This window comes from Pedobacter psychrophilus, from assembly GCF_001652725.1.
GTDB classification, from domain to species: domain Bacteria; phylum Bacteroidota; class Bacteroidia; order Sphingobacteriales; family Sphingobacteriaceae; genus Pseudopedobacter; species Pseudopedobacter psychrophilus.
On the sequence record NZ_LWHJ01000022.1, the window covers coordinates 399,747 to 420,073 of the forward strand.

Below are 20,327 nucleotides of genomic sequence, written 5' to 3' on the forward strand. Positions count from 1 at the left end.
GGATATTAAAATGAACCACCTTTTGGGTGGTTTTTTTATTTTTGTATTTCTTATGTTCGATTATAAAGCAGCCTTAAAAAATATTCCTCACAAACCAGGTGTATATCAATATTATGATTCGCATAACGAGTTAATTTATATCGGCAAAGCCAAAGACTTAAGAAATAGAGTTGCTTCTTATTTTAATAATGATACTTATAAGGTAAACGCCAAAACAAAAGTATTAATAAGTAAAATAAATAATATCACCTTTACTATTGTTGATACTGAGATTGATGCTTGGTTATTAGAGAATAGCTTGATTAAAAAGCACCAGCCAAGGTATAATATCATGTTAAAAGATGATAAAACGTACCCTTGGATAGTGATCAAAAACGAAAAATTTCCTCGCATACAATGGACAAGAAGATTGGTGAAAGATGGTTCTAAGTATCTAGGGCCTTACCCATCTGTAAGTATGATGCACTCTATTTTAGGTTTGATAAAAGAAACTTATCAATTAAGAACATGCAGTTTGCCATTAAATGAAGCAAGTATCAATGCCGGGAAATTTAAGGTTTGCTTAGAATATCAAATAGGAAATTGTAAAGGACCTTGTGAAAATTATCAAAGTGAAGAAGATTATAATCAATCTATAGAAGAAATAAAAGACATTTTAAGTGGAAAAATAGGAAATGTTTTAAAAGGATTAAAAGATAGGATTAATCAGTGTGCTGCCGAAATGAATTTTGAATTAGCTCATCGTTTGCAAAGAAAGTATGAGCTTTTAGAGAAATATCAAAGTAAATCTACAGTAGTAAATTCTTCTATAACTGAAGTTGATGTTTTTAGCATTGCTGCTGATGAAAAATTTGGCTTTGTTAACTATTTAAAAGTGATGCATGGCACTATTATCCAAACTCAAACCATTGAGATAAAGAAAAAACTGGATGAATCTGATGAGGAATTGCTATCGATAGCTATTTCTGAATTCCGTACTCGATTTCAAAGCGAATCAAAAGAAATCATTGTTCCTTTTGAAATGGATATTGAGGATGAAAACGTAAAATTCACAGTTCCTAAACAAGGGGAGAAGAAGAAGCTTTTAGAACTTTCACAAAAAAATGTTTTGTTCTTTAAAAGGGATAAGATTGAGCAATATGAAAAGCTAAATCCAGATTTAAGAACAGACCGTTTGCTTACGCAGATGCAAAAGGATTTACGTTTAAGCGAATTACCACGCCATATAGAATGTTTTGATAACTCAAATTTCCAAGGTAAATATCCGGTATCTGCAATTGTAGTATTTAGGGATGCGAAACCATCAAAAAAAGACTATAGGCATTTTAACGTGAAAACTGTAGAAGGTCCAAATGATTTTGCTACTATGGAAGAGGCCGTTTTTAGACGATACAGAAGAATGTTAGAAGAAACATCTCCGTTACCTCAATTAATTATAATTGATGGTGGTAAAGGTCAGTTATCATCTGCAGTAAAGAGTTTAAAATTATTGGGCATTTATGATAAGGTTGCCATCATCGGCATTGCCAAAAGATTAGAAGAATTATATTATCCTGGCGATCAATATCCTTTATACTTAGATAAGAAATCAGAAACTTTAAAAATTATTCAACAGTTGCGGGATGAGGCCCATCGTTTTGGTATTACGTTTCATAGAAAAAAACGCGATCAAGGGACACTTAAAACAGAACTTGAATTGATTGGAGGAATAGGAAAAACTTCTGCCCAAAAGCTGCTGACTCATTTTAAATCTGTTAAAAAGATCAAAGAAGCAAATGAAAGGGAATTATTAGAAATAATTAACACCAAGCAGGCAAAATCGATATTAGATTTTTTCCAACAAAAAAGCCCTTCCAATTAGAAAGGGCTTTTTTGTTTTTTTGTTGGATTTAGTGGTCCCACATGTCTTGTTCATATTGAATCAAAGATTTCTTAATCCTATCAGCTTCTAACAATTTATCTAAGCCAGATTTTAAATCTGGGTCTGTAGCCAAGCTATTGCCTTGTGGGTTAGACTCTTCAACAATAATACTTGAGAAATATCTTAACTGAAATACATCATCAAATGTATATCTGATTTTTTCGTTTGGATGGTAAACTGTGAATTTGCACAAGTAATCTCTAATTGTTGGATAATTAAGATAGAATAATGGTGTCATATCAGCTCCAACCTCGCCTAATTTAATTTGAGGATCAGCTAAATTTTTGTTTTCTGGACTTAAAGAAACTAGAATATTATTACCAGGATAAACAATTGACATAGCAATAATGAATGATTTAAATTCTGATCTGTTTGTATCAAAATACCAATCTTCAATTATTCTTAAAGCAAGTTTAGAAGTTACTTTAGAATCACCATATTGTCTTGGTCCAAAAGAACCAACTTTGCTATCTAAAATTCCTTTTAAAGCACCTGCTTCTTGAGGTATTGGCTCTAATAATTGACCTATGTTTTTATCCCACTGTTGATAAGCTTCAATTTTATTACCTTCCACACCTTTCATTAAAACATCGATAAAGTTTTTGCCGGCATCTGCAGGAACAAGGTATCTATTTGCAGGATCTGCAAAATAAACATCTCTAATAATTCTTTTTGCAAAGATTACATCATCACTTTTTACTCTTGGTAAATCAGGAGCGCAATTTTTTTCTTCTTTGCCCATTTCCTTTTCTTTACTCAGTTTATTCTCTTCAGATTGTTGAAAAATAGAATAAATTGGTTTTACCTTCCTTTTAATGGTGTCTGTTGTTGCGGCTGGAGCTGGAGTTACTGTTGGGTTTTGCGCAAACACAAAACCTGTAACAAACATCAGCAATAAAAAAATTTGAATCTTTTTCATAATTAATTGGCTGAAACTGATACTACATTTTCAAGCTTTCTGGTGGTTTTATCCTCGCCATAAGCTTCAATATTTTGGAAAGTTACTATATCTCCAGCAGCTAAAGAACCCATTATCCTCTTGATATCGCTCGTAAAGCTACCATCTGAAGATTGCATAATAATAGGATCTTGTCTGTATTTACCAAATACCACTGTAAATTTTGTAACCGTGAACTTTAAGTCAAAATCAAAATCTTTTAATTCTGCCTCTAATCTATTGGTTGATTTTATAGTTGAAAGTGCAACCCTACCAGAAACTTTATTAGCAAAAGTAGCAATTGGATCAGGTACTTTTTTAACCCTAAATTTAGTTGCACCTAAAACTTGTGTTTTGCCTTTTTCTATCTCTGCAGAAACAGTAACTGTTGCCTCGCTTCCACCGGTTACCCTAACTACATAGTTTCCATTCGCCCCACTAATTGAGCCGCCGCTAACATTCACTCTTAATTTTTCTTTCGCTATACCTGGAGCAGAAACCGATACCGGATTAGCAACGCCCATATAAAATACATTCATTTTATCTGGAGAAACTACCGCAGATGGTCTTGCAACTTGATATTCTATAGGATCTGTAGTGAAAGATTTAATCTCACCACTAGTTGGATCTTTAAATGAAACTGTACCAGTCCATTTATAAACACCTTCTTTAGTACCTCCAGATTTATATTTACCTACACCGCCTACATTTGGTAATAATGATCCATTAACTTTAGCATCGATCTGAATATTTGAACTACCCGCTGTTAAAAACACATCAGCTTCGTAAGTCTGTCCTGCTAAAATATAACTACTTTTTGCTACTGCAACTGCTCTATAAGAATCTACTACACCACCACCAGTTGTTTCTTGGTATAATTTATTAATTACATAAGCCTCTGCATTTTTAGCATCATTTTGAAACTTAGATAATAAAGTAATTGTAGATGTTAAAGGCTTACCTTCACCAAAATTATAATCTGCCCAAGATTGTTGGGTTCCGGTGCTCTTATTTGTTTTTGGCCATTGTAATTCTAACCCAATTGCTTTTGGAGTTTGTCCGATTAATGATGCCAATTTTTTAGCCGCTTCATTAATTTTACCCTGTAAAACATCTGCCTTTTTTTCTTCTACTAATTCTTTATGAGAGATTCCTAAATCATCTCTCTTTTTTAAATCTCCGTTGTCATCTAAACCGTCAGTTTCTGTAATTAGTTCTTGCTTTAATTTTTCAATTTCTGCAACTAATCCATCACCAATTTTTTTAGCTTCTTGAGCTTTGTTATAATTAACCTCTGCTTTTTTAGGAGCATTATCATAATAATTTTTGAAAAGAGTCATGATAAACTTTAAACGATCGTTCATGTTTTCATTACTCGTTTCTAAGCCATCACGTACTGTTTTAAAAGCATCTAACACGGTATTACTTACGTTTAATGCCAACATTGCCATTAGCACTAAGTACATAATACCGATCATTTTTTGCCTTGGGGTTTCCTTACCGCCTGCCATATCTTAATTTTTAAAGCGCTGTTTAAATTAAATTTCTTAAATGAATAATTATGCTCTAGGCTGGTTCATGGCTGATAACATGTTGCCATAAACAGCATTTAAACTAGATAGATTCCTTGATAATTTAGCAACTTCATCTTTAAATTGCTTAGAATCATCCATTGATTCATTAAAATTTGACATGGTTTGAGATAAGTTGGCATAGAACTTATTCATTGACTTTAGGTGTGCACTAGAATCTTGTAATTCTAATTCATAAACTGCATTTAAAGCAGATATATTTTTACCTAAACTATTAATTTGATTATGGTATTCTTTTGAACCAGAAGATGCATTGGCAATTTCTGTAACTCCTGCAGTTGCTTGATCAAATGCAGAACTTAAACCAGAAGCTTTTACAGAGGCTGTTTTTACATTTGTGGCAAACTCGTTAGTCGCTAATGTAGCATCTGCTGCATTAGATATTGCACCAACTTTATTTGTAAAATTTTCTAGACCTGCTTTTATTTGGGCAATAGCATCATCTCCAATTTTTAAATCAGGTAAACCACCACCACCTGCAGATCCTTTGATTTCTAATTCGTTCAATTTAACTGGCTTATTCATGTCAATTTGGTTACCTGCAAAATCTTCTGATAATTGAGGATATACTTTTTCCCAATGTGGATCTTTATGAGGAGGTACAAAACCCATGATAAAAAATAATAATGCTTCGGTTCCTAAACCTACACCGATGATGATTTCACCATAAGGTAAATGTAGGATTTTAAACATTGCCCCAATAATTACTACTGTTGCACCCCATGATATAATTGCATCAAGAGTTATTTTAAATTTCTTTTTTTGAGCCATTTTTTTTGAACGTTTTTAGTTTTAGGATTTGTTTTATTGTGTTTTAAATTGTGCTTATGGTTTCATTCTGCCTGGTTTGTCCTTAATGTCTCTTCCTACGAAAGGCGTTACACATCTAAAACCAACTGAAGATCTTGCTGAGTCAGGATATTCATAAGATTTTGCTGAATTTTGCAAGAAATATCCAATGTCTTTCCAAGAGCCACCTTTAACAACTCTCTTTTTGTTATAATCTGGATCTCCTTTTTTAACAGCTTTATTAAAAGATGGATTAATGGTACTCACATAAGCAGTTGCAGCATCGCTATAAATAGAACTTGTCCATTCAGCAACGTTTCCTGCCATATTGTAAAGGCCATAATCATTTGGAAAATAAGATTTAACATAAACTGTAAAGGCACCTCCATCATCGATATAATTTCCTCTACCTGGTTTAAAGTTTGCCAAAAGACATCCTTTTGCATTTCTTATGTAAGGACCACCCCAAGGATAGCTTGTTTGAACTCTTCCACCTCTTGCTGCATATTCAAACTGCGCCTCTGTTGGTAATTCGTAGTCTAACCTTTTATTAGTCATTTTTTTGGAGTCTTTATAAGATTCGTTTAATCTTGATCTCCAAATATTAAAAGCATTTGCTTGTTCCCAATTAACACCAACAACAGGATAGTTGGCAAAAGATGGATGTGAAAAATATCCTTTAGCCATTGGATCATTTTGAGCGTATGTAAAATCTGAAATCCAAACTAGCGTATCAGGATATATGAAGGTTTCTTCTTTTACGATAAATTCTTCTCTACTAACTGAAATGCCGTTTTTATTTAGATTAGGATCTCTAGCTCCTCTGTAAGCAGCTGCTTTTTTGTAATCTACCCAAGCGTAATCATATTTTAATTGCTCTACTTTTAATTCTTTTTTATTGAAAAACTTTTCATTTCCATCATAATACATGGATTTTTCTAGTTTATCTTTTAAAGTTTTATCGCCCCATAAACCTTTTTTAGAATTAACAGCCTTCCAATTTATGTAGGTGCTTGCTTTTCCTTTAGTTTTTAGAAGATATTTTGCAGGTTTACCAACTTGATAAAAGGCAATCGAATCTCTAACCCAGTTTACAAATTGCTTGTATTCACTGTTAGAAATTTCTGTTTCATCCATGTAAAATGCAGAAATAGTAACTTGTTTATTTTGAGGGAATTGGGAAATGGTGATATCTTGATCAACCTGACCCATTACGAAAGTTCCAGCAGGAATATAAACCATGCCATACGGCAATTCTTGCTTAACTGTTTTGTTTGTAACCCCTACTAATTCTCCTCTTCCATCTCCTTTTCCACAACTAGAAAAGGCAATAGAAATCAATATCAGGGCTGATACGTATAAATTCTTCATGTGCTATACAAGTTTTATTGTGTTTTTCTTGTGTAAAAAACGTGTGTAATATACAGAAATTCAACATTTTCAACTAAATTATTTTTCAATTGTAAATTTTTTATCCATTTGTTTATAAAACTTTTAAAAATACAACCTCAAAATTTTAAATTCAATACCAACTACTAGGTATTTTTTTGCCGAATTTCTATTCTATTACGATTAGGTTTTATAAAAAGTTTCAAAAAAAAAGCGACCTATTTAAACAGATCGCTTTATTTTAGTTGTTTACATTTACTTTATAGATTTTATATACTGCTCAATTGCCATTGTCATTGATGGAGCTTCTGGTAATGGAGCTGGAATATCTAAAATAAGGTTTGCGTCTAAAATTGCTTGCTGTGTTGTTTTTCCAAACGCTGCTATTCTGGTATTATTTTGTTTGAAGTTAGGAAAGTTTACAAAAAGTGATTGCACACTAGATGGGCTAAAGAAAACAATTACATCGTAAAATACCTCGGCTAAATCAGATAAATCAGATACAACAGTTTTAAAAAGTACAGCAGGGGTAAAATCTATTGCCTGTGTTTTTAAGAAAGTGTCAGTTGCTTCTGCAGCTACATCAGAACAAGGGTATAAAAACTTTTCTGTACTGTGTTTTTTTAATACATCGGCTAAGTCTCTGGCTGTTTGTTTTCCAAAAAATATTTTACGTTTTCTATATTGAATATATTTTTGAAGATAAAGAGCAATAGATTCTGAAAGACAAAAATATTTCATATCTGTTGGTACTTCGTATCTTAATTCTTCACAAACTCTAAAATAATGGTCTACAGCATTTCTGCTAGTTAAAATAACCGCCGAAAAATCTGGTAGATTAATTTTATCCTTTCTAATTTCTTTACCTGGGATACCTGCAACATGTATAAAAGATCTAAAATCTATCTTTAAATTTAATGATACCGCAATATCATAATAAGGTGACTTTTCTCCCTCTGGTTCTGGCAAGGTTACCAGTATACTTTTTACTTTAGTTTTTCTCTCTTCCAAATTAATTTCCATATACACTATAAACTATTACTGATGGTTTTTGCAAATAAAATTATCGGACAAATTTCAAGAGTGCAAAGATAAAGAATTAAATAAAATTTTGATAGCCTGTAGTTTAATAAAATATTAAATGTTATTCTGATAAATTGCACACCAATTATTCCTAAAAAGGCTACTAAAAATATATTAGAAAATAGGTTTCCATAAGTAATTTTGGATAATATTAAATATAGTGTAGTTGGCAATAATAAAAAAAGTGTATTAAAATAGGTTAGATAGATAAGATTTAAATAATCTCTAATCAATTTTTGGATTTGAAAGAGGAATCCAATAAATCTTAGCAAGAAAATTTTTAATCCAAAAAATAGAAAAACCAAACCAGAAATGATAAGATAATTATCGATATTTTTTGCCGCTGCAAACCCTTTAAGTTTGAGAAGTACAATACTTATAAATAATCCTAAGGTTAAAGAAAAAAGCACATATAGGAAAAAAAAATGCCACGAAACTAGTGCATTATCTTCTTTATTAATTTGAATTAATGTTCTGGTATCAAAGAAAGCTCTTAATAAAAGTGAAATCTCCTTAGAAAAAATAATCTTCAATATTCCGAATAATAACAATATCGATAAAATGCATATTAAAAACCAAAGCGGGTCTTTAATTAAGAACTTTCCTAATCCATAATTAGACTTGATAATTTTAACATTTTTAGGTAATGAGAGTAAATATTGATCCGAAACTAAATTATCTTCTATTAACTTGTCAAAAAAGGGATTTTCTCGTTTTGGGTCAGGATTTAAAAAATAATTGATAATAGAATCTCTAGTGAATTTCTTTTTAGCCAATGCTGCAGAATCAATAATAGGATAAAATCTGGCTTTAGCTTTTGTTGTATCTATTATTACCTGTATAGAATCTTTTGCGTTTTGTGCGAAAAGATTTTGATGTGCAAATAAACAAAATATAATAAAGATGTAGAGTTGCTTCATTTAAAAATAGCTAACGATACCGAAATGGATTTTTCCTTTTTGCAAATCTAATGGATTATTCTTTTGTTTACCCAAAGCATAACTCAAAGATGCAATCCCAACCTTGGTTTGAAACGTAATACCAACTCCAACTCCTAAGGGATAATCAGTTGCGTTTTTATTAACAAACTGCTGGCTAATGTAAGATTGATCGTAAAAAATATTGATATATGAGTTTTGCTCAATCAAATACCTAAATTCTAATGTTTGTATTGCAAAACTGTTTACGTTTAAAGATTGTTCATCAAATCCTCTTAGTGTTTTGGCTCCTCCAATCCTAAAAGCTTCATTTTCAAAAAGATTTTTTCCAGTTAAAATTGCCGAATAATTATGAATATAAATTACTGACCGTGAACCGGTTTTTAAATAATACTTTAAATCTGCTTGTAATTTAAATTGCTGACTTGATTTGCTTTCAAAAAAATCTTCGGGCTTAAAATTCTCAGATGGATTTATTTTTCTGCTTCCAGCAGCAGCTTGTAAAGTTAAATCATAACCTTTTAGAGGTGTTATTTTATTATCGAGCTTAATGTAAGAACCAGAAATTCCATAAAATATTGATTTTATATTAGCAAAATTTGGTATGGTTGAAATTGAAGCATTATCAGTGGCAACTTGATTTCCATTAAAATTTTCGATATAAAAACTTAACTTTTGAGTAGTTGTAAAATTATAATCAAAACCCAATTTGGTGTTTAAGTTTAAAAAACTGCTATCTCTCTTAAACAATTGAAAATCTCCGCTAACCCCTAATTGACTTTTAAATATATATGGATAAGCAAGTTTTAAAGCTAATTCTTGAGATTGTGAAGGTAAGCCTCGGTAATTAAAATCTATAGTTTCTCCACTTTTTAAAGCATTTTTTAAATTCAGTTTAAAATCTCCGGTTATTTGCAGCTTGCCGGTTTGCGAGTTTGGTAAAAATCCAATAATTCCATCAAACTGATTGGCATTTTGTTTATCTAAAAATAAATTGATACTTGCTCTTTCTCCATTAAAAACCACTTCAGCTGTTTTTGGGACGCTTACAAAACTTAAATCCCTTAATCTTTTATCAATATTTCTGATTTTCTCCTCATTATAATTTTGCCCATTTTTTAATCCTAAATAAGAATTGATGAAATTGTTGCTAACTTTTACAGAACCCACTAAACGTAAGGTATCAATAAAGATGTTTTTGTTAGGTTGAATAAATATTTTTGCTTTAAAATTATCATTAATAGCTTGTAAGCTGTCTAAATATAAAGAGGCAAAAGGATATCCATTATTCTCATAATAGGCTAAAATATCACTATAAAATCTTTGAAAACCTTTAAGTTCTAACGGTTTTTCTTTTCTTAATTGTTCTTTTAAACCTAGTTGATAAATCAAGTCTGGAGGAATATTCCCGTTCTCTAGATAAATGCCTTTATAAAGTTTTCCAGTTATAATTTGAGCTGATAAAGTTTCATTATTAAAATGATAATCCGTCAATTCAATATTGAAATAACCTTTTAATTTTAAAAAATCAATCTGATTTTTAAGCTCTTTATTTGCTGAAGAAGAATCTGGAAATTGTGTGGTGTATTTAAATTGCTTTGGAAATCCTTCAATTTTTAGGTTAACTTTTTTGGTTTGGCTTACACCGATTTGACCCAAAAACACAAATAAAGCTATAAACCTTAACCTAAGCATATCAACAAAAGAAACGATAATTTTTGTAAATAGGTTTAAGCTTTATAACTTAAGTCAAAAATTTAAGAATCAGATGTTCTCTTTAACTATTGCTCTTTCGGGAATTCAAGATAAAATATAGTTCCACCATTTATCCCATCTTCAAACCAAATTTTCCCTTGATGTTTTTCCATAATTTTTTTAGAAATTGACAACCCTAAACCAAAAGGCTGCTCGCCATTTGTACCAGTTTTTTTTGCTTCTGTAAACATATCGAAAACGGTTTCTTTATTCTTTTCTGGAATTCCAACACCATCATCAGAAACATATATAACAACACTGGTTTTATATTCTTTTACTCCTGTTCTTATTTCACCCCCAATTAAGCTAAATTTAATAGCGTTAACAACTAGATTATTTATTACCCTCCAAACTTTTTCATAATTTACTTTGGCAAATACTGGGGTATCTAAATCTTTATTTTCAATAATAATATGTTGTTGTTTTTCCTTTGCCTTAAACTGCAAAAGTTCTACAGAATCAATTAATAAGGCTTTTAAATCTAATTTTTGTGCCTCCAAAACTTCATTTTCATTTGCTAAACCTGTTTTTAAAAGCTCGTTTATCATTTCAATAGAGTGCATTCCTGTTGTCTCAATTAGCTTTAACATCTTTTTGTTTTCTTCATCAATTTGAGTTTCATGCAATAAAACAGAAGCTAAACCAGTCATTCCAGATAATGGGTTTCTAAGGTCATGTGCCATTACTCTCATTATTCTTAAATAGTTTTTATTTGCTTTTTCTATTTCAACTGAATTTTTAAAGATGATTGCATTTTGTTCATTTGCCTTATGATGTGCAATCTTTAGTCGCTGTAAATTTCTGTAAACAATTATTATAATAATCAATACCAACACCATAAATTGAATAAGTGCAATGATGTAGATTTTTCTAATATTATTATTGTACTTAAGCTCGTTTAATTCTATCCGCTGATTGATAAGTTGAGACTCTTTTGCAATATCTACTGAGTTAACATCTTGTTTAAAAAGATTTATTGAATCTATTAGATTTATATATTTATTCTGGTAAAAATAAGCACTGTTTATTTGATTGGTTTTATAAAGGTAGGCGGTATTTTGTTTTAGCCAGATAGGATAGTATGCCTCATAATTTTGAAAATATTTGAATATTAGATAATTGCTTTGGTCTAGAGCTTTTTTTGCGTTTTTAAGTTGATTAGTTTTTATAGAAATTTCTGCAATTTTTAATAAGGGCGTCAAATTCATCTCTTCCTCTTCTTTGCTTAACAAAAAAATGCTCTTATTGGCATAATTTAATGCAGAATCTAGCTTGCCAGTTTTGATATTTAATCCAGCTAAATTATCGTATAAAATGGCTCTTAAAGTGTTTGTATATTTTGTGGAAATTTCTTTTTTAATGTTTGCCTTATCAATTAATTGTTCAAATAATTGATAATATTTTGCCCCACTATCTAATTGATTATTTTTATAAAAGCAAAAAGCCGCATTATTAACTTTCATCTCTGGCCTGTAAAAGTCACTTTTTAACATACTTTTAATAGCGCTTTTAGTATCAAAATCATAAGAATCCAGATAATATTTTGCGGCTTTAGCGAAATTATTTTGTTTAAAATATATAGAAGCAAATTTAGATGCTAGGTAATTTTCTTTATCAAAATCTTTTTTAATTAAATCACTTGCCTCAAAATAATAATTTAGTGCATAAAGATATCTTTTAGAAAAAAATTGGGCATCACCGTTAGTAATAAGTGTTCTAAAATATAAATCTTCTTCATTTTTAATAAGGTCTGGGCTGTCAAAAACTTTTAAAGCATTTTTAGCTAAAATAATTTTCTTTTCTAAATTTTGCCCCTCCATTATAGATCCTAAAACATAATATTTTGCTAATTGGGCTTTACTAGAAATTTTATTTTTATCAATTTTATTATAAATCGATTTTATCGTGGTATTTTCTCCCTTAAGTAATAAGCTATCAACTTTATTAAGCTCATTTTTTAAATGATCGTATTTATCTACCGTTCTTTTTTGACAAGAAGTAATTAGCAAAAGAAAAAGAGTGGATATAAAAAAATTAAAGATTGAAAATAAACTTTTCATCAAATAAATAAGTGTTTATGTAAACATTTTAAATAGAAAAAATATAAGTTTTATCTAATAGGTAAACTTATCTAAAAAGACTTTAATTATTTACAATTTTATATTTTATTACAAATCATCTTTATAATTAGTATGACTAAGTAATTGCACCTAATTATTTACTTTTGCCAAATGGCAGGCATTTATATTCACATCCCATTTTGTAAACAAGCTTGCCATTACTGCGATTTCCATTTCAGCACCTCATTAAAATATAAAGATGAAATGCTAACTGCAATCCATAAGGAAATAACACTTCAAAAAAGCTATTTAGAAAACCAGAAAATTGAAACCATTTATTTTGGCGGGGGAACGCCGTCTTTATTAAGTGCAGACGAAATTTCTTTATTGATAGCTAAAATCCAAACTACTTTTGAAGTAATTAATCACCCAGAAATTACCTTAGAAGCTAATCCTGATGATTTAAACATTGAAAAACTAAAGGATCTAAGAAATACTGAAGTCAACCGTTTAAGCATTGGCGTTCAGTCTTTTTTTGATGAGGATTTAAAATGGATGAACCGGGCGCATTACGCAAATGAAGCAGAATCGGCAATTAAAAGAGCACAGGATTTTGGTTTAGAAAACATAACTATCGATTTAATTTATGGCTACCCATTGTTAAATGATGATAAATGGAAACAAAACATCTCAAAAGCAATTGATTTTCAAATCCCTCATATTTCGTCTTACAGCATGACGGTTGAACCCCAAACTGCTTTGGCATCTTTTATCGATAAAGGAAAACAAAAGCAAATGGATGAGGCGCAAAGTGCTAATCAGTTTCAAATCTTAATTGAAGAACTTATCTCAAATGGATTTGAGCATTACGAAATCTCTAATTTTGCCAAACCAAATCAATACTCAAAACATAATACAAACTATTGGCGAGGAATAAATTATTTAGGAATTGGTCCATCTGCCCATTCTTTTAACGGAGAAACCAGACAATGGAACGTAGCTAATAACGCAAAATATTTAGCAGAGTTACTGAAAGGTAAAATTCCTTTTGAGTTAGAAAAATTATCCCTGGAAAATAAGTATAACGAATACATTATGACAAGTTTACGCACCCAATGGGGAGTAGATTTGTTTAAAATTGAACAAGATTTTAGCGAAAGGCAAAAAAAGAATCTTTTGGCTGCCGCCGAGGAATATTTGGGTAAAGATTGGTTGGCTTTAGCCGATGATAAATTGGTTTTAACCATCAAAGGGAAGCTTTACGCTGATAAAATTGCATCAGAATTATTTATTACAGAAAATGGATTTCAAGAATAAAATTGTTTGGATTACTGGCGCTTCTTCTGGCATTGGCGAAGCTTTGGTTTATTTATTAAATGAACAAGGAGCTAAACTGATTATTTCTTCAAGAAGAGCCGATGCACTTTATCAGGTAAAACAAAAATGCAAGAAAAATCCTTTAGACGTTCATGTTTTGCCTCTGGATTTAGAGCAATCTGAAACTCTTTTTGCCAAAGCAGAAGATGCCTGGAAAATTTACAGCAAAATTGATATTTTAATAAATGCCGGCGGGATTAGTCAGCGGAGTAATGTTCTAGAAACTGAAACAGCTGTAGAGCAAAAAATAATGAACATCAATTACTGGGGAACAGTAAACCTAAGCAAAGCCTTACTTCCAAAAATGATTAATCAAGGCAATGGAAATTTAGTAATATTAAGCTCTTTAGTTGGGGTTTTTGGAACACAATTCCGCAGTAGTTATGCAGCTTCTAAACACGCTTTAGAAGGCTATTTCGAATCTTTACGTTACGAAGTTTATGATAAAGGGGTTTCTGTAAACATCATCCGTCCAGGATTTATCAAAACAAATATTACTATTAATTCCGTTATGGAAAAAGGTGATAAATACAACAAGATGGACCAAAATCAAGAAAATGGAATGAGCGCTATTGAATGTGCAAATCAAATTTTAAAAGCCATCCATAAAAATAAAGAAGAGGTTTTAATTGGTGGTAAAGAGACTTTTGGTGTGACCATTAAAAGATTTTTCCCAGGTTATTTTTCTAAGATGATTAGGAAAAGGAATGTTGTTTAATTTTTTTAGTTGGTTAGGATTTTAGGTTGTTAGTTAGTTAGTTAGTTAGTTAGTTAGTTAGTTAGTTAGTTAGTTAGTTAGTTAGTTAGTTAGTTAGTTAGTCTTTTGTGTTATGGTTTGTTAATGATTTTAGCATCAGGGATTGCAATGAAAATCTCCGCCAGTAGTCGAAATGGCTTTTTATTCCTTACAAAAGATTGCAACGAAAAGTCCGCCCGGATGCCCAAATTAAAATCTTTATAATTTTTTGAATCGGATTATCCTTTCATGCATTAATTAATGCTTAAGAAATTGTTAAACTTAAACTTTTTTCATAATTCTAAAATCCAAGGTTTAATTACTGCCGTTAGTTAACCCAAATAACAGAAAAACTAAAAAAATGAAAAAATTATTCGTAGTAGCATTTGCCTTAGTAGCTATCGCATTTGCACCCCAAGCTTTCGCACAAAAAATGTCAAACCCAATGGTAGGTGGCGCAGAAATGTATCCAACAAAAGATATTGTTGACAATGCCGTAAATTCGAAAGACCACACCACTTTAGTTGCCGCTGTACAAGCTGCAGGTTTAGTAGAAACTTTAAAAAGTGCTGGTCCGTTTACCGTATTTGCACCAACAAACGAAGCTTTTGATAAATTACCAGCCGGAACTGTTGGAACTTTAGTTAAGCCAGAAAACAAAGCTACTTTAACTAAAATTTTAACGTACCATGTTTTAGCAGGAAAATATAGTGCAAAAGATATTATGGCTGCCATTAAAAAAGGAAATGGTAAAGCAACTTTCACAACTGTACAAGGCGAAATGTTATACGCTTCTATGGACGGTAAAAAAGTAAAACTTTGGGATGCAAAAGGCGGAACATCTTATGTAACCATTGCAGATGTTAACCAAAAAAATGGTGTTATCCACGTAATTGATACGGTTTTAATGCCGAAATAAGATTTTAATTTAACAATTAATTTTAAGAGCCGTTTCCTAATTAGGGAAACGGTTTTTTTATTTAAATAATTTTTATTTGGCAAAAGGCTGGTTGAAAATTATTTCGCTAGCATTACAAATCCGTAGTCATTCATTGTTCAAATTGCGTTAAGCTAAAATGTAAGATAGAGGGTTAATATTAAATATGGGCCAATTTATAGAACATCTTCATTCTCCAATTTATCTCTTAAGATTTCTAATTCTTCATTAAGCTTCTTATAAAAATTATGTTCAAGACCACTTAAATAATAGACTATCGATAAAAATATAATAGTACCAGAAACAAGCCAAAGAGATTTCGCACCGTCCCACATACTTAATAACATCAATAAAGAAAGAGGAAAAATATTCCACCTCATAAATTGTGATAACCTTACTTGATAAGCGGTAACCGATATGGAAAAAGCAAGATCGCCTCTCAGCGTCCTATCAAACTTTTTATTACCTTTTAGTCTCCTAACTCTATAAATAGTTATATATAAAGAACAGAGCAACATCCAAACGCCTAATAGGTATAAGAACAAATTGTCTCCACTTTTCTGAATATTATATGCAATAATAAAACTACCTGAAGCTAAGTTTACAAGTATGGACATCATTTCGCTCACATTTGTGATATGAAAAGCCTGTTTTTTCTTGTTCAGGATACGATTATATAATCCTTGCTCATTAATAACGTAGATGGACTCATTATTCTGTGTGTCCCAAATTTTCCTCATTTCATCAAATTCCATCGTGTTCATATTTTTTTGATTTAACTATCAATTGCTTCTTAATCCTATTTATTTTAACACCAATATTCGATTCGGTAATTCCAAGAATGTTGGCCATTTCTTTGTAACTGAAATCATCTAAAAGCAATAAGGTAATCGACCTGTCTATTTCACTGAGTTGAGATATTTGTTCGTATAACCAAACCAAGCGATCATCCATTTTAAAATCATTTTCATAAAGTAAATGCTCAGCTTTCTCTAATGATTCGGGACGGGGAGTTTTTTGCTCTTTTTTTATCCATTTTATAGCAATATTAAGCGCAACACGGTATATCCAGGTGGCCACAGCACTATCACCTCTAAATTTTGGAATGGAATGCCACAACTGTATAGTGATGTCTTGGAACAGATCTTCTCTATCCATTGGTGTAAACGCATAAGCTCTTAATATTTTGAAAATAAGTCCTTTATGCTTTTTAAGCCACTCATCAAAAATCTGTTGTTGTATTTTCTCTTTCAAGTTTTATTTTTTATAATGTTAGTACCTTATAGAGACTTTTTTATTACAAAGCTGAAAAAGAATTAAATAGTTGGAAAAGGATTATCGGAATAATAATTAAAAGTAAAGCCTCAAAATAGTTAATGCGGATTGCAAATCAATCTTATTTAAATTTCGAAATGCGCAAAAGTTAGCATCATGAACAGCCAAGAAATAAACGGTTTTTATGTTTTAGATAATTTTAATTTGGGCAACGGCTGGGCTGTCCATTACTCCGCTAGCGCGGCGGTGCTGCGCACAAATTTTTTCAAAATTTTAATTACCATCCCTGTTGCGCTTTTAGAATGGATAAAAGCAGTTTTTCAAGTAGAATCACAGTTATTAAATTGTTCTTAGAATTCTTGCAGAATGATGAATTCTTAAAATACCAATGTAGTCAGAGTTGATTTTATAAACCAATCTATAATTACCTTCAATTAGCTCCCTTATGTTCTCATCGTTAAATTCAGGCACTATTTTCCCCGAGGATGGAAATTTTTCTAATTGGTCAACTCTTGAAATGAGTTTTTGAATGTATCTAGAAGCATAAAATTTTGAATCTTGGGCAATGTAATTATGAATTGATTTCAAATCTTTACTAGCTAAATCTGTCCAGATAATCTTTACCATCCTTTAATCAATTCTTTTACTTCTTCATGGGTTTTGGTTTCGCCTTCTTCTAATTGAGACAATCCGGCCTCTACTTTTTCAATGAATACTAATTTTTCAATCAATAGTTCCAAATCGAAATCATTGGGCATTTCATTGATTGCTTCTATTGCATTTACCTTTTTCATTATTTTTCTTTTGCTCTAAAATACGAATTTTCGTGATTGAATTAAAATGAGTTTTGATTTGCTGGTGTGATGTTTCACTATCACTCACCATAACGATAATGGGAGCGTCACCTCGACGAAAGGAAAGGTCTCACAAAAAAGTTTTCATTAGTTTAGTTATTAAGTTTGGAGACCCTGCTTGGAAAATTCGAGATGCTCAAAAACTAACATCACAAACAGCAGGTAGATTTATAATTCACTAAGCCAACATTTCGATGGGTAAAAATATTTTTTTAAAGATAAAATACATTTAATACTTGTATTTTATCTTTATTAATACTAATTTTGAATATATTAAATTAAAATGAAAAATTTTAGGATAAGAGATTTAGCCAGTAAACTTGGTGTATCAAAAGAAAGAATTATTGCAATTATTAATGATTATGGGTTTTCAATAGAAAATAAAGAATTTACTACTCTTTCAAAAAAGCAATTGACAGTTCTAAGCTATGCTTATAAGGATTCTGTTCATCAATATTTTAGGAGAGTTAAATCAGATTATGTTCTCTTGAATGAGATTGAGAAAAAAAAGGCAAAAAGTTTTTTTTCAAACTTTTTAAATCAAGATTTTTTCGAAATTTATGGGCAAGATTTAGAAGGTTATGAATTAAATAATGAGTTAATACAAAGATATTTTTTCAGATACATTGAAATATCAGACTCAAAACCTGTTATAAGATTTTCTAATTTATTTAGATTTTATAAACTCAAAATAATTGTAGTAATAATTAACTTTAAGAGATTATTTTCTACTATAGTGACACCAAATTTGTTTTTCACATTTACGGATGAGGAAGATAGTAGCCAATTTTATTATAGATTGGCTGCTGATTAACTTGAAGTATTCAGTAAAGCCTCCAAACTAATTATTAACGTAAAGGCTTTAAAATGAAAAATAAAAATTTATTAATTGAAAATATTAGTAAGAGTAATCTATCTGAAGATGATAAATTAACTCTAATAAATGATTTAAACAAAGGAAATATTGAAGGGTTTATTATTACAACTATCAAAGTTTTTGGAATAAGTAAAGAATTTCTCAATGCTTTTGATATAGATATAGGCCACTTTATCAAAGATTTATTTTAACATGAATATTGGATCAGCAATAAAAAGTATAAGAAAGGAAAGAGGATTCTCTCAAAAAGATTTTGCAATTGAATGTGGACTTTCAGTGAATGCTCTTTGCCAAATTGAAATTAACAGTTCATTTCCTCAAAAGAATACTATTAAATTAATCTGTGAAAAATTAAATATTCCAGTTTCCTATCTTTTGTTTTTCTCTATAAACGATGAAGACATTCCTGAGGATAAACGGAAAACCTTTAATTCATTGAATACCGCAATAAAAGAAATTTTGTTGGATGACATTGATAAATCATATACAAACATTTAAAAGTAAATCTTTTTGTCCAATCATATTCTTTTTGTTTATAGATTATGATTGGACATAATTATAAGATGGAATAAATTTTCCAAACCAAATCCCTACCAATTTACTATACATTCTAAAATCCCCACTCAAAATCATTAGATTTGCACCTCAAAACAAAGGCTTAGGGATTGAATTTTTACCTTCTATATTTTCTGGTTGCCATTTCCATTTTTGGGTTTATTGCCGTGTTTTCGCTGGTTAGTGTTTATGCAGAGCGGAAGATTTCGGCATTTATACAAGACCGTTTAGGGCCAATGGAAGTTGGGAAATATGGTTTGCTGCAAACCTTCGCAGATATTCTGAAACTCATCCAAAAAGAATACATTGTTCCCGCTTTAGCCGATAAAGTATTATTTACGATAGCTCCAGTCATTATTTTTGTGGCTGTTTATTTGGGCTTTGTGGCTTTGCCATGGGCGCCAGGTTTAGTGCCTGCAAACATGAATCTAGGCGTTTTCTACGTTTTTGCAATCATATCCATTGAAGCTTTAGGCATTTTAATGGCAGGTTGGGGTTCTAACAATAAATATAGTTTGTTGGGCGCAGTGCGCTCGGTGGCGCAAATGGTTTCTTATGAAATCCCAATCGGTTTTGTTATTATTTCGGCAGTGATGATTTCCCAAACGTTGGATTTACAACTCATCAATTATAATCAAGGGATTTTAGCCAAACAAGATATCTTGTTTTTAGGTTTCATCAATGTAAACCATGTTGGTGGTTTTTTGGCTTGGAATGTTTTTCAAGCGCCACATTTGTTGTTGGCTTATGTGATTTATTTTATCGCTTCGTTGGCCGAATGTAATCGAGCTCCTTTTGATTTACCCGAGGCAGAATCGGAATTAATTGGCGGTTTTCATACAGAATATACAGGTTTGCGTTTTGCTTTTATATTTTTGGCAGAATATGCCATGATGTTTTTGGTAGCGATGTTAGGCGTTACTTTATTTTTAGGAGGTTGGAACACGCCTTTACCTAATTTTGGAAGTTTTAAATTAGCAGAATATACTACCGGAATTTTTTGGGGTATTTTTTGGGTGATGGGAAAATGTTTATTGGTGGTAGCAGTACAAATGTGGATCAGATGGACTTTGCCCCGTTTACGCGTGGATCAGTTGATGACTTTATGTTGGAAGGTATTGACGCCTATAGCTTTTGCTTGTTTAGTAATTTCTGGATTATGGAGGTTGCTGTTGTTTTGAGTTTTTTAACCACGGAGGAACAGAGTTTTTTCACAGAGTAAACAGAGTTGGATATTTAAATGTTAATTATT

General features: G+C 31.0%; 21 protein-coding genes. 9 read left to right on the forward strand and 12 right to left on the reverse strand.

Annotated features, from left to right (window positions below):
• Positions 1 to 10 precede the first annotated feature (10 nt).
• Positions 11 to 1,861 carry an excinuclease ABC subunit UvrC gene (gene uvrC / locus A5893_RS06535; RefSeq protein WP_198342285.1) on the forward strand — a complete coding sequence of 617 codons (1,851 nt, stop codon included), beginning with the start codon at positions 11 to 13 and terminating at the stop codon, positions 1,859 to 1,861.
• Between the two features lie 28 nt (positions 1,862 to 1,889).
• On the opposite strand, the gene porN is transcribed toward uvrC, so the two are convergent.
• The 8 genes from porN to A5893_RS06575 all read right to left on the reverse strand — a co-directional run bounded on the left by porN (position 1,890) and on the right by A5893_RS06575 (position 12,464).
• The gene (gene porN, locus A5893_RS06540) at positions 1,890 to 2,840 is read right to left on the reverse strand and encodes a type IX secretion system ring subunit PorN/GldN (RefSeq protein WP_068821747.1); all 951 of its coding nucleotides are present in this window, start codon (positions 2,838 to 2,840) and stop codon (positions 1,890 to 1,892) included.
• 2 nt (positions 2,841 to 2,842) lie between these two features.
• The gene (porM, locus tag A5893_RS06545) at positions 2,843 to 4,369 is read right to left on the reverse strand and encodes a type IX secretion system motor protein PorM/GldM (protein ID WP_068821748.1); all 1,527 of its coding nucleotides are present in this window, start codon (positions 4,367 to 4,369) and stop codon (positions 2,843 to 2,845) included.
• A 48-nt stretch (positions 4,370 to 4,417) separates the two neighbouring features.
• Positions 4,418 to 5,221: a type IX secretion system motor protein PorL/GldL gene (gene porL, locus A5893_RS06550; protein WP_068821749.1), complete on the reverse strand. Its 804-nt coding sequence runs from the start codon at positions 5,219 to 5,221 to the stop codon at positions 4,418 to 4,420.
• Positions 5,222 to 5,275: 54 nt separating this feature from the next.
• A complete protein-coding gene (gene porK, locus A5893_RS06555; protein WP_068821750.1) occupies positions 5,276 to 6,610 on the reverse strand; it encodes a T9SS ring complex lipoprotein PorK/GldK in 1,335 nt (444 codons plus the stop codon).
• 273 nt (positions 6,611 to 6,883) lie between these two features.
• On the reverse strand, positions 6,884 to 7,651 hold the full coding sequence (locus A5893_RS06560; RefSeq protein WP_068821751.1) for a uroporphyrinogen-III synthase: 768 nt from the start codon (positions 7,649 to 7,651) through the stop codon (positions 6,884 to 6,886).
• 5 nt (positions 7,652 to 7,656) lie between these two features.
• The gene (locus tag A5893_RS06565) at positions 7,657 to 8,631 is read right to left on the reverse strand and encodes a DUF4271 domain-containing protein (protein ID WP_068821752.1); all 975 of its coding nucleotides are present in this window, start codon (positions 8,629 to 8,631) and stop codon (positions 7,657 to 7,659) included.
• A complete protein-coding gene (locus tag A5893_RS06570; RefSeq protein WP_068821753.1) occupies positions 8,632 to 10,344 on the reverse strand; it encodes a ShlB/FhaC/HecB family hemolysin secretion/activation protein in 1,713 nt (570 codons plus the stop codon).
• Between the two features lie 86 nt (positions 10,345 to 10,430).
• Positions 10,431 to 12,464 carry a sensor histidine kinase gene (locus A5893_RS06575; RefSeq protein WP_068821754.1) on the reverse strand — a complete coding sequence of 678 codons (2,034 nt, stop codon included), beginning with the start codon at positions 12,462 to 12,464 and terminating at the stop codon, positions 10,431 to 10,433.
• Between the two features lie 171 nt (positions 12,465 to 12,635).
• On the opposite strand from A5893_RS06575, the gene hemW reads away from it, so the two are divergent.
• The 3 genes from hemW (at position 12,636) to A5893_RS06590 (ending at position 15,496) form a co-directional block, all read left to right on the forward strand.
• Positions 12,636 to 13,781 (forward strand): radical SAM family heme chaperone HemW, encoded by a 1,146-nt coding sequence (hemW, locus tag A5893_RS06580; RefSeq protein ID WP_068821755.1) that lies wholly within the window; start codon positions 12,636 to 12,638, stop codon positions 13,779 to 13,781.
• Positions 13,765 to 14,559: an SDR family oxidoreductase gene (locus A5893_RS06585; RefSeq protein ID WP_068821756.1), complete on the forward strand. Its 795-nt coding sequence runs from the start codon at positions 13,765 to 13,767 to the stop codon at positions 14,557 to 14,559. The genes hemW and A5893_RS06585 overlap by 17 nt, the downstream gene beginning before the upstream one ends.
• A gap of 379 nt (positions 14,560 to 14,938) precedes the next feature.
• Complete coding sequence (locus tag A5893_RS06590; protein ID WP_068821757.1) at positions 14,939 to 15,496, forward strand: fasciclin domain-containing protein; 558 nt, start codon at positions 14,939 to 14,941, stop codon at positions 15,494 to 15,496.
• A gap of 194 nt (positions 15,497 to 15,690) precedes the next feature.
• On the opposite strand, the gene A5893_RS06595 is transcribed toward A5893_RS06590, so the two are convergent.
• A complete protein-coding gene (locus tag A5893_RS06595; RefSeq protein WP_068821758.1) occupies positions 15,691 to 16,269 on the reverse strand; it encodes a hypothetical protein in 579 nt (192 codons plus the stop codon).
• Entirely contained in the window at positions 16,259 to 16,768 is a 510-nt protein-coding gene (locus A5893_RS06600; protein WP_068821759.1) for an RNA polymerase sigma factor, read from the reverse strand. Before A5893_RS06600 ends, A5893_RS06595 begins: the two co-directional genes overlap by 11 nt.
• 177 nt (positions 16,769 to 16,945) lie before the next feature.
• Between A5893_RS06600 and A5893_RS06605 the strand changes: the two genes are divergently transcribed.
• On the forward strand, positions 16,946 to 17,143 hold the full coding sequence (locus tag A5893_RS06605) for a hypothetical protein (protein ID WP_068821760.1): 198 nt from the start codon (positions 16,946 to 16,948) through the stop codon (positions 17,141 to 17,143).
• Here A5893_RS06605 and A5893_RS06610 read toward each other — a convergent pair.
• Both A5893_RS06610 and A5893_RS17830 read right to left on the reverse strand, forming a co-directional pair.
• Entirely contained in the window at positions 17,129 to 17,416 is a 288-nt protein-coding gene (locus A5893_RS06610) for a type II toxin-antitoxin system RelE/ParE family toxin (RefSeq protein ID WP_068821761.1), read from the reverse strand. The two genes, A5893_RS06605 and A5893_RS06610, sit on opposite strands and share 15 nt — an antisense overlap.
• Positions 17,410 to 17,583, reverse strand: a complete 174-nt coding sequence (locus A5893_RS17830) for a hypothetical protein (protein ID WP_198342286.1) — start codon at positions 17,581 to 17,583, stop codon at positions 17,410 to 17,412. The genes A5893_RS06610 and A5893_RS17830 overlap by 7 nt, the downstream gene beginning before the upstream one ends.
• A gap of 343 nt (positions 17,584 to 17,926) precedes the next feature.
• On the opposite strand from A5893_RS17830, the gene A5893_RS06615 reads away from it, so the two are divergent.
• From A5893_RS06615 to A5893_RS06630, 4 genes are all read left to right on the forward strand, one after another.
• Complete coding sequence (locus tag A5893_RS06615; RefSeq protein WP_068821762.1) at positions 17,927 to 18,457, forward strand: hypothetical protein; 531 nt, start codon at positions 17,927 to 17,929, stop codon at positions 18,455 to 18,457.
• Positions 18,458 to 18,510: 53 nt separating this feature from the next.
• Positions 18,511 to 18,711 (forward strand): hypothetical protein, encoded by a 201-nt coding sequence (locus tag A5893_RS06620; RefSeq protein ID WP_068821763.1) that lies wholly within the window; start codon positions 18,511 to 18,513, stop codon positions 18,709 to 18,711.
• A gap of 1 nt (position 18,712) precedes the next feature.
• Positions 18,713 to 19,018: a helix-turn-helix domain-containing protein gene (locus tag A5893_RS06625; protein ID WP_068821764.1), complete on the forward strand. Its 306-nt coding sequence runs from the start codon at positions 18,713 to 18,715 to the stop codon at positions 19,016 to 19,018.
• Between the two features lie 167 nt (positions 19,019 to 19,185).
• Positions 19,186 to 20,256 carry a complex I subunit 1/NuoH family protein gene (locus A5893_RS06630; protein WP_068821765.1) on the forward strand — a complete coding sequence of 357 codons (1,071 nt, stop codon included), beginning with the start codon at positions 19,186 to 19,188 and terminating at the stop codon, positions 20,254 to 20,256.
• The last annotated feature ends 71 nt before the right edge of the window (positions 20,257 to 20,327 follow it).